We start from the raw sequence: 6821 nt of genomic DNA, 5'->3' as shown, positions 1-6821 counted from the left end.
GCCTCGGGGAGGGGACGGCCCCGGTCCCAGGGGCCGTTGACATGGCGAAGCGGAACGACCCGGTAGCCGACGATGTCGGGCAAGATCTGGGCGTGCTCGTCGGCGAGCCGGGCCGTGGGCCAGCCGGTCAGGGTTTCGACCGGACGCCCATCGGCGTCGAGCACGGAGATCGAATAGTTCGCCGGTGTGTCCCGCACGGGAATCCAGTTCGCTCCGGGCCGGCGGGTCGGCAGGGCCCGGGAGGGGGAGGGTGCCCGCGAACGGTGGGGCCCGCTCCTCCTCCCGGTATAGGTGGCCGCCTTCCACCCGCCCGGCGATCCGCAGGGAGAACCCGTCAGCGTCACGAATCCTCCCTGGCCTCCGGATGCCGGCCGGCACATCCGCCGGTAAGGACATGACACACTGCGCACCAGATCTGCTGCAGAATGCAGCCGTTTCTTCATGCATGCAGATGACGGCCATGACAGGGCATCGCTTGACAGGAGGACAAGGCGATGGATTCTCAGAGACAAGCACGGTCACAGTTCGTGACGTATCTTCGAGGCTTGATCGCAGATCGACAGAACGATCACAGTAAGTTGCACCGGAAGACGGGGATCCCGCGCCAAGTAATCGGCAACGCGGCGAACGGCCACCAGCTACCGTCACCCAGAGTCGTCGCAGACCTCAACCGGGAGCTGAAGTCCGACGGCGAACTGATCCGCCTGTGGAAGGAAGCGAAGCTCGAAAAGACAGCAGAAGATCTTGAATACGCCCTGCCGGGACCCGCAGGGTCGACCCGGGAGGCCTTGACAATAGCCGATCATCCTTACCTGGCCGCGCGACTCGCCGCCTACGAAGTTCGAGGACTGGTCGCGCTCGGAGACGAAGCCGGCGCACGAAAAGCGCTCGCGCTCATGCATGACCACGTCGTGGCCAGTCCCCCGCTACCCGGAGCATCACCGTTCGGACCCGCCCACGCCGACCAGTCGACAGCGCGGGCTCTCGCCCTTCTCCGGCATGGCGAGGCGGCCAAGGCGATGGCGCGCGCAGCGGTCGACGCCTACCAACGAACCGGTGGTGGATTCGAAGACCTCGGGAACGCCATGCTCAACCTCTCCCTGGCGCTGCTACTTCGATCCAAACCCGAGCCGGAGGAGGCTGCTCGGCACGCATCGGAAGTGGTCTCGATGTTGAACGCCACCCCGACCTACAGTGTCACAGCCAAGGCCGGAGATATCAGCAAGCATCTTGATCCGTTCGCTGAACTACCCCCAGCCAAAGATCTACGCGAGCGGCTCGGCACCCGCCCACGGCTCGCCCTCACCCAGTGACCGCACCCGAGATCCCCATCGTTGTCACGGAACGGCTCATCCTTCGCGACTGGTTCGACGCCGACATCGACCCGTACGCGGCGATGAACGCCGACCCCGAGACCATGCGCTATCTCGATGGTCCGTGCGGGCGGGAGGGGACAGTCCGACTGATCGAACGGGCCCGGGCGCTATGGGCGCGACGCGGACATGGCATGTGGGCCATGACCGACCGCTATACCAACGAGTTCAGCGGGATACCCGCCCAGCGCGTACCCCGCGATTCGGTCCAGTGATGCCTTCGATACCCTGTGCGCCGCGTTGTCGGGGGGTGACGCCCATTCCCCGATGCTGTCTCAACGGGGGTCGGTCATGTCGTACTACGACGATCAAAGGCACCACAGCTACCACGACGGCAGAAGCCAGGGCTACCAGCAGCCTCACCCGGGCGGAGATGGGCCGACCCGCGGCTACGGACCCCCGATGCCGCCACCGCGGCAGGGTCGCGACTGGAAGAAGATCGGCATTATCGGCGGTGTCGCCGTGGTCGCGCTTCTTATCGTCGCCGCGATCGCGAGCCCCAGCTCCACGACCGCCACCCCGACGGCCGCGACCACCGCCGTCCCGGCGGCGACGACAACGGCCATTACGGTCCCCGGCACGGAAGGGGGTATCCCTACCACTGCCGCGCCTGCCGCAACCCAGCCGACGGTCCCCGCGGTGAAGGCGGTCCCTAGTGTTGTCGGCATGAACCTGCAAAGCGCGCAGGAGCTTCTTTTCCCGCCCTTGCGGTCGACTTCAATCGACGCGACTGGACGGGGACGCCTTCAGGTCATCGACTCGCATTGGAAGGTGGTACGGCAGGAGCCGGCAGCGGGCACCGTGGTGCCGTACTTGACCGACATCAAACTGTACGTGGTCAAAATCGACGGCTCACTGACTTAAGGCCGGCCGCACCGGTGGTACGCCCCTACTCACCGAGGAACGCTGACAGCGCATACGTCCCATGGCAGTCGAGGTTGCCGCGAGCCCGGTCGTACCCCCTTCGTCGTCCGCGGGTCGGTCCAGCCGGCGGCCGGTCGCCGTGGCGAACAGCGGCCCGGTGGTGCGGCCGGCAAGGTAGGTGTCGAGGGCATGCCCGGTCGCCGGAGCGAGCACGATGACCGCGGCCTTCGCGCCCTTGCCGACCATGCGGATGTGTCGGCGGCCACGGAACTCAATGGCCCTTGACAGTTGTGGGATGGTGCATGGATGGGGGATCTTGCGGAGCGTCCGTATGACGATCGTGACGATCGATTCGTGTGGAACCCGGATGACGTCGAGGTCTACGGTCCCAACGGCCTGCCGCGGCGTCCGAGCGATCCCATTCCGCCACGGCCGGAGAACCGGAGGTACGCCCCGGTGCAGCCGGGGGAGGTGATCCTCCGGCGTCTTTCTGACGGCGCTATCAGGGCTTACACGTCGGTTCACACGGAGGAGTTCGTCGCCTGTTTCATCCCTGTGATCTTGCATCCGGGTGATCACGAGTACGTGGCGTATGACCGGCGGCTTCCGCCCGAAGCCGTGGCGGAAGCGTTGCCGGAGCGCAGGTCATGGCGGTACCGATTGCCGGGTTCGCGGTGGGCTTGGGGCGGGCGCTGAACCAGCTCAGGCATTGGTGCCTGGTGGGGGCGCCGTCGAGCCGGTGGCGTTCGGGTGCCAGACCCTGACCAGGTCGGCGGTGGGGCAGTGCTCGAAGTAGCCCTGATCGTCATTGACGAAGAACGAGTCCCCGATGCCGAGGTCGAGGACTCCCCAGCCGATGACCGGCTCGTGCCAGGTGATTCCGTCGGCGTGGTGGAACTCGCCCATCCAGCCACCGCCAGGGATGGCGGTAACGATGTGGTCGTCAACGTCGGACGGTATGTCTGGCCGATTCCGGCCGATCGCGGTGACCATCTCGTCGAGGATCTCGTTGGTCCACTTCGTCTGGACCAGGCCTGACTGCGCGATCCGGATCAGAAGGTTGCGCAACGTGTTCGGATAGAGCACGTTGGCGTCGTACACCACCGTGAAGGTCATCGTTCAGTACAGCTCTAGTTCCTGGGTCAGCTCGGTCAGGTTGTCGGCCTCGCGTCGCCGCGCCAGGTCGTCGCGGCTTCTGTACTCGTGGAGGTCGCGAAACTTGATCCGCCGGTGGGTGCCGATCAGATCGGGGTCCGGCCGCCCGGTCGCCCGGTCGCGCCGTCAACCTGGCCGGGCATCTCTGCCACCTCCATCAACATTCACGGTTCCCAACTGCATCATCCGAAACAAACGCAACATCTGCAAGCCTTGTGCGCGGGCCGACATCGGCCGCGCCGCGCGGGCTGGACGTCGAGTGCCCGGGCAGCGCCGCGCCCGCCGCCCTGGACAGCCGTCCGGTCGTCGGGGCGAGACATCCGAGTACACGGCTCGTTGACGTGCTCGGCGTGTACATGGCGTCCCGATCTACCCTCGTCGATGTCCTGCGGCAGCCCGGCACACTGGTGCTACTGTTCCGCGACCTCCGCCCCCGCAGTGAGAGGTCGCGTCGCGGACGCGGTGACTACCAACGTTCGCGAGTTCGGGTCCTCATGATCGCGCGGCGGTCGAATTTGGGGGAGCCAGTCACGGTCCAGGGACCGCAGACCGTGCTCAGGTCTCCCAAATTCGCCGGCAGGGGGGCGATCAGATGGAAGTCGACATTGATCGGTGCGGAGATCGGTGCGGAGATCGGTGCGGGGGCCGGTGCGGGGGCCGGTGCGGACGCTAACGGCACGTGGACGATCGCGGCCTGAGTGTGCGTGCCAGCTCGTGCGGATGGGCGCGGTGCGGGTAAGGAGTACGGGTAGGTAGGGACTGCATACCGCTGACGGACGGGATACCGCTGACGGACGGGATACCGCTCACGGACGGGGAGGCGAGAGATGGCGCAGGTGGGAGAACGGGAGGCGCGCAGGGTCGCCGAGGCGGCCCGGGAGGCCGAGTGGCGGCTTCCCTCGTTTGGCAAGGAGCTTTTCCTCGGTCATCTCCGGCTCGATCTGATCTCCCCGCACCCGCGGCCGAAGGAGGGCGACCGGCAGCGGGGGGAGGCGTTCCTGGCCCAGCTCGAGTCGTTCCTGCGGGAGACGGTGGACCCGTTGCAGATCGAGCGGGACGGGCGGCTACCTGGGCAGGTGATCGACGGGCTGCGGCGGATAGGCGCCCTCGGCATGAAGATCCCCGAGGAGTACGGCGGACTCGGGTTGACCACCGTTTACTACAACCGGGCGCTTGAACTGTCCAGCTCGTGGCATGCGAGCCTGCCCACGCTGCTCTCGGCGCACCAGTCGATCGGCGTGGCCGAGCCGGTCCTGGGGTTCGGTACCGAGGAGCAGAAGCGGACGTATCTACCGAAGGTGGCCCGCGAGGAGATCAGCGCGTTCCTGCTGACCGAGCCCGACGTGGGCAGCGACCCGGCCCGGATGAGCAGCCAGGCGGTGCCGGTCGAGGGTGGCGCCGCCTACGAGCTGAGCGGCCGCAAGCTGTGGACCACCAACGGTGTGATCGCCGATCGGCTGGTGGTCATGGCGGTCGTCCCGCGCTCGGCCGGTCATCGCGGTGGCATCACGTGTTTCATCGTCGATGCCCACGCACCCGGCGTGAAGGTGGAGCACCGCAACGAGTTCATGGGTCTGCGCGGCATCGAGAACGGGGTGACCAGCTTCGAGCGGGTCCGGGTCCCGGCCGCGGACCGCCTCGGGCGGGAAGGCGAGGGGCTCAAGATTGCCCTGACGACGCTGAACACCGGTCGCCTCGCCCTGCCGGCGACCTGTGTGGGCGGCGCCAAGTACGCGCTGCGCATCGCCCGGGAATGGTCGCGGGACCGCGTCCAGTGGGGTCGGCCCATCGGCCAGCACGACGCCATCGCCCAGAAGATCGCGTTCACGGCCGCCACCACGTTCGGGCTGGAGGCGATGCTGGAACTGTCCGGCCTGATGGCCGATGAGGGACGCGGGGACATCCGGATCGAGGCTGCCCTGGCCAAGCTGTATGCCAGCGAGATGGCCTGGCTGATCGCCGACGAGCTGGTCCAGATCCGCGGCGGCCGCGGGTACGAGACCGCCCAGTCCCTGGCCAACCGGGGGGAACGACCGGTACCGGCCGAGCAGATGCTACGCGACCTGCGCATCAACCGGATCTTCGAAGGCTCTACCGAGATCATGCGGTTGCTCATCGCGCGGGAGGCCGTGGACACCCACCTCGCGGTGGCCGGTGACATCATTTCCCCGGACGCGTCGGTCGCGGCGAAGGCCCGCGGCGCCGGACGGGCGGCCGCCTTCTACGGCCGCTGGCTGCCCGGCCTCGCCGTCGGCAGCGGGACGTCGCCGCGATCGTTCCTCGAATTCGGTCGGCTCGGCACGCACCTGCGTTTCGTGGAGCGCTCGGCGCGCAAGCTCGCCCGGTCGACCTTCTACGGGATGGCTCGCTGGCAGGGCGGACTGGAGAAGAAGCAGGCGTTCCTCGGGCGTCTCGTCGACATCGGCGCCGAACTGTTCGCTATCAGCGCGGCGGTCGTGCGGGCCCGGATGCTCGATGAGGAGGGCGAGCCGACTGCGATCGACCTGGCCGACCTGTTCTGCCGGCAGGCGCGACGCCGGGTCGAGGCGTCCTTCGCGGCGCTGTGGCGCAACGACGACGCCCGCAACTACACGGCGGCGCAGGAGGTGCTCGGGGGCCGCTTCAGCTGGGCCGAGTCCGGCGTGATGGACCCGAGCGGCGAAGGGCCGTTCCTCGCCGCGGAGCGGCAGCAAGCGGTCCCGACTCGACCGGCCGTCGACCTGCTCGCCACGGGCTGACCACGCGCGTGCCTCGTGTGATCATGCCGGCTGGTGTCAAGGCCTCCCGAAAAGTGAGCTGGCCGCCTTCGCTCACACGGCTGGTCTGGAGGTGACAGTCTGCCATTTTCCGCCAGGAACATCGAAATGGAACAGTATCGAGCACCGACTGTTCTCCCGGATCAGTGTCAACTGGGGTGGGCGCCCGCTGACCAGCCACGACGTTGTCGTCAACACGATCGGCGCGACCACCACCCGCACCGGGCTGACCGCCCACGAGCTGGCTGCACCACCCCACACTCACCGGCCTGGAAGGCCCGGCCTTCACCGCCCTGCTGGCCAGAGTCGAGCAGTACCTGCTCGATCACCCGCCGGTCAGCCTGCACCACAAACATGCCCGGTACCGCGTCCTGCGCCGCGGTCCCCTGTCGCTGTCTGACCGGCTGCTGGTCACCGTGATCCACACCAACCTGATCGACAAGGGCAACATCAAATTCTGAGGTTATTTTCCGGCAGATCCCTGGGGTCCCCTACCAAGCTGGCACGCTCGCAGACCCGCGGGTCCGGCCCCCGTCGCTGCGCGAGAAGCAGGCGTGAAACGAAGTTTCGATATGTCCTTGATAGGAAATGTCCATCCACCGTTCATTGGAACGTTGTTCCGTGCGGCTAGGTTCGTGAACGTGACGATCAGGCCCAGTGAGACCGGCGTGGC

Annotated in this window: 7 protein-coding genes and 1 pseudogene; 5 read left to right on the top strand and 3 right to left on the bottom strand. The window is 67.2% G+C overall.

Annotated features, from left to right (window positions below; all coding sequences use genetic code 11):
* On the bottom strand, window positions 1-197 hold a 197-nt coding region (locus AC08OV_RS22420; RefSeq protein WP_476620267.1), incomplete at its 3' end, for a hypothetical protein.
* Window positions 198-527: 330 nt separating this feature from the next.
* Here AC08OV_RS22420 and AC08OV_RS22415 point away from each other — a divergent pair.
* From AC08OV_RS22415 to AC08OV_RS22405, 3 genes are all read left to right on the top strand, one after another.
* Window positions 528-1313, top strand: a complete 786-nt coding sequence (locus tag AC08OV_RS22415; RefSeq protein ID WP_476620266.1) for a hypothetical protein — start codon at window positions 528-530, stop codon at window positions 1311-1313.
* Entirely contained in the window at window positions 1310-1588 is a 279-nt protein-coding gene (locus AC08OV_RS22410; protein ID WP_476615301.1) for a GNAT family N-acetyltransferase, read from the top strand. Before AC08OV_RS22415 ends, AC08OV_RS22410 begins: the two co-directional genes overlap by 4 nt.
* 187 nt (window positions 1589-1775) lie before the next feature.
* On the top strand, window positions 1776-2237 hold the full coding sequence (locus AC08OV_RS22405) for a PASTA domain-containing protein (RefSeq protein ID WP_476615300.1): 462 nt from the start codon (window positions 1776-1778) through the stop codon (window positions 2235-2237).
* Here AC08OV_RS22405 and AC08OV_RS22400 read toward each other — a convergent pair.
* Window positions 2226-2483, bottom strand: a complete 258-nt coding sequence (locus AC08OV_RS22400; RefSeq protein WP_476615299.1) for a hypothetical protein — start codon at window positions 2481-2483, stop codon at window positions 2226-2228. The genes AC08OV_RS22405 and AC08OV_RS22400 overlap by 12 nt on opposite strands.
* Window positions 2484-2939: 456 nt before the next feature.
* Window positions 2940-3353, bottom strand: a complete 414-nt coding sequence (locus tag AC08OV_RS22395; RefSeq protein WP_476615298.1) for a hypothetical protein — start codon at window positions 3351-3353, stop codon at window positions 2940-2942.
* An 866-nt stretch (window positions 3354-4219) separates the two neighbouring features.
* Between AC08OV_RS22395 and AC08OV_RS22390 the strand changes: the two genes are divergently transcribed.
* Together AC08OV_RS22390 and AC08OV_RS22385 are read left to right on the top strand one after the other, a co-directional pair.
* The gene (locus AC08OV_RS22390) at window positions 4220-6130 is read left to right on the top strand and encodes an acyl-CoA dehydrogenase family protein (protein WP_476615297.1); all 1911 of its coding nucleotides are present in this window, start codon (window positions 4220-4222) and stop codon (window positions 6128-6130) included.
* A gap of 49 nt (window positions 6131-6179) precedes the next feature.
* Window positions 6180-6609: pseudogene (locus AC08OV_RS22385) on the top strand (ISAzo13-like element transposase-related protein); the annotation flags it as partial.
* Between the last annotated feature and the right edge of the window lie 212 nt (window positions 6610-6821).

It is taken from the genome of Frankia sp. CeTa3Moorea, from assembly GCF_978021225.1.
The sequence above is the reverse complement of the archived record's forward strand: the minus strand, read 5'-3'. Positions and strand labels throughout refer to the sequence as shown.

Bases quoted from the DNA above. Each gene is read 5' to 3' on its own strand.
- AC08OV_RS22405 (WP_476615300.1), top strand. From the start codon at position 1,776: ATGCCGCCACCGCGGCAGGGTCGCGACTGGAAGAAGATCGGCATTATC.
- AC08OV_RS22400 (WP_476615299.1), bottom strand. From the start codon at position 2,483: ATGGTCGGCAAGGGCGCGAAGGCCGCGGTCATCGTGCTCGCTCCGGCG.
- AC08OV_RS22395 (WP_476615298.1), bottom strand. From the start codon at position 3,353: ATGACCTTCACGGTGGTGTACGACGCCAACGTGCTCTATCCGAACACG.
- AC08OV_RS22390 (WP_476615297.1), top strand. From the start codon at position 4,220: ATGGCGCAGGTGGGAGAACGGGAGGCGCGCAGGGTCGCCGAGGCGGCC.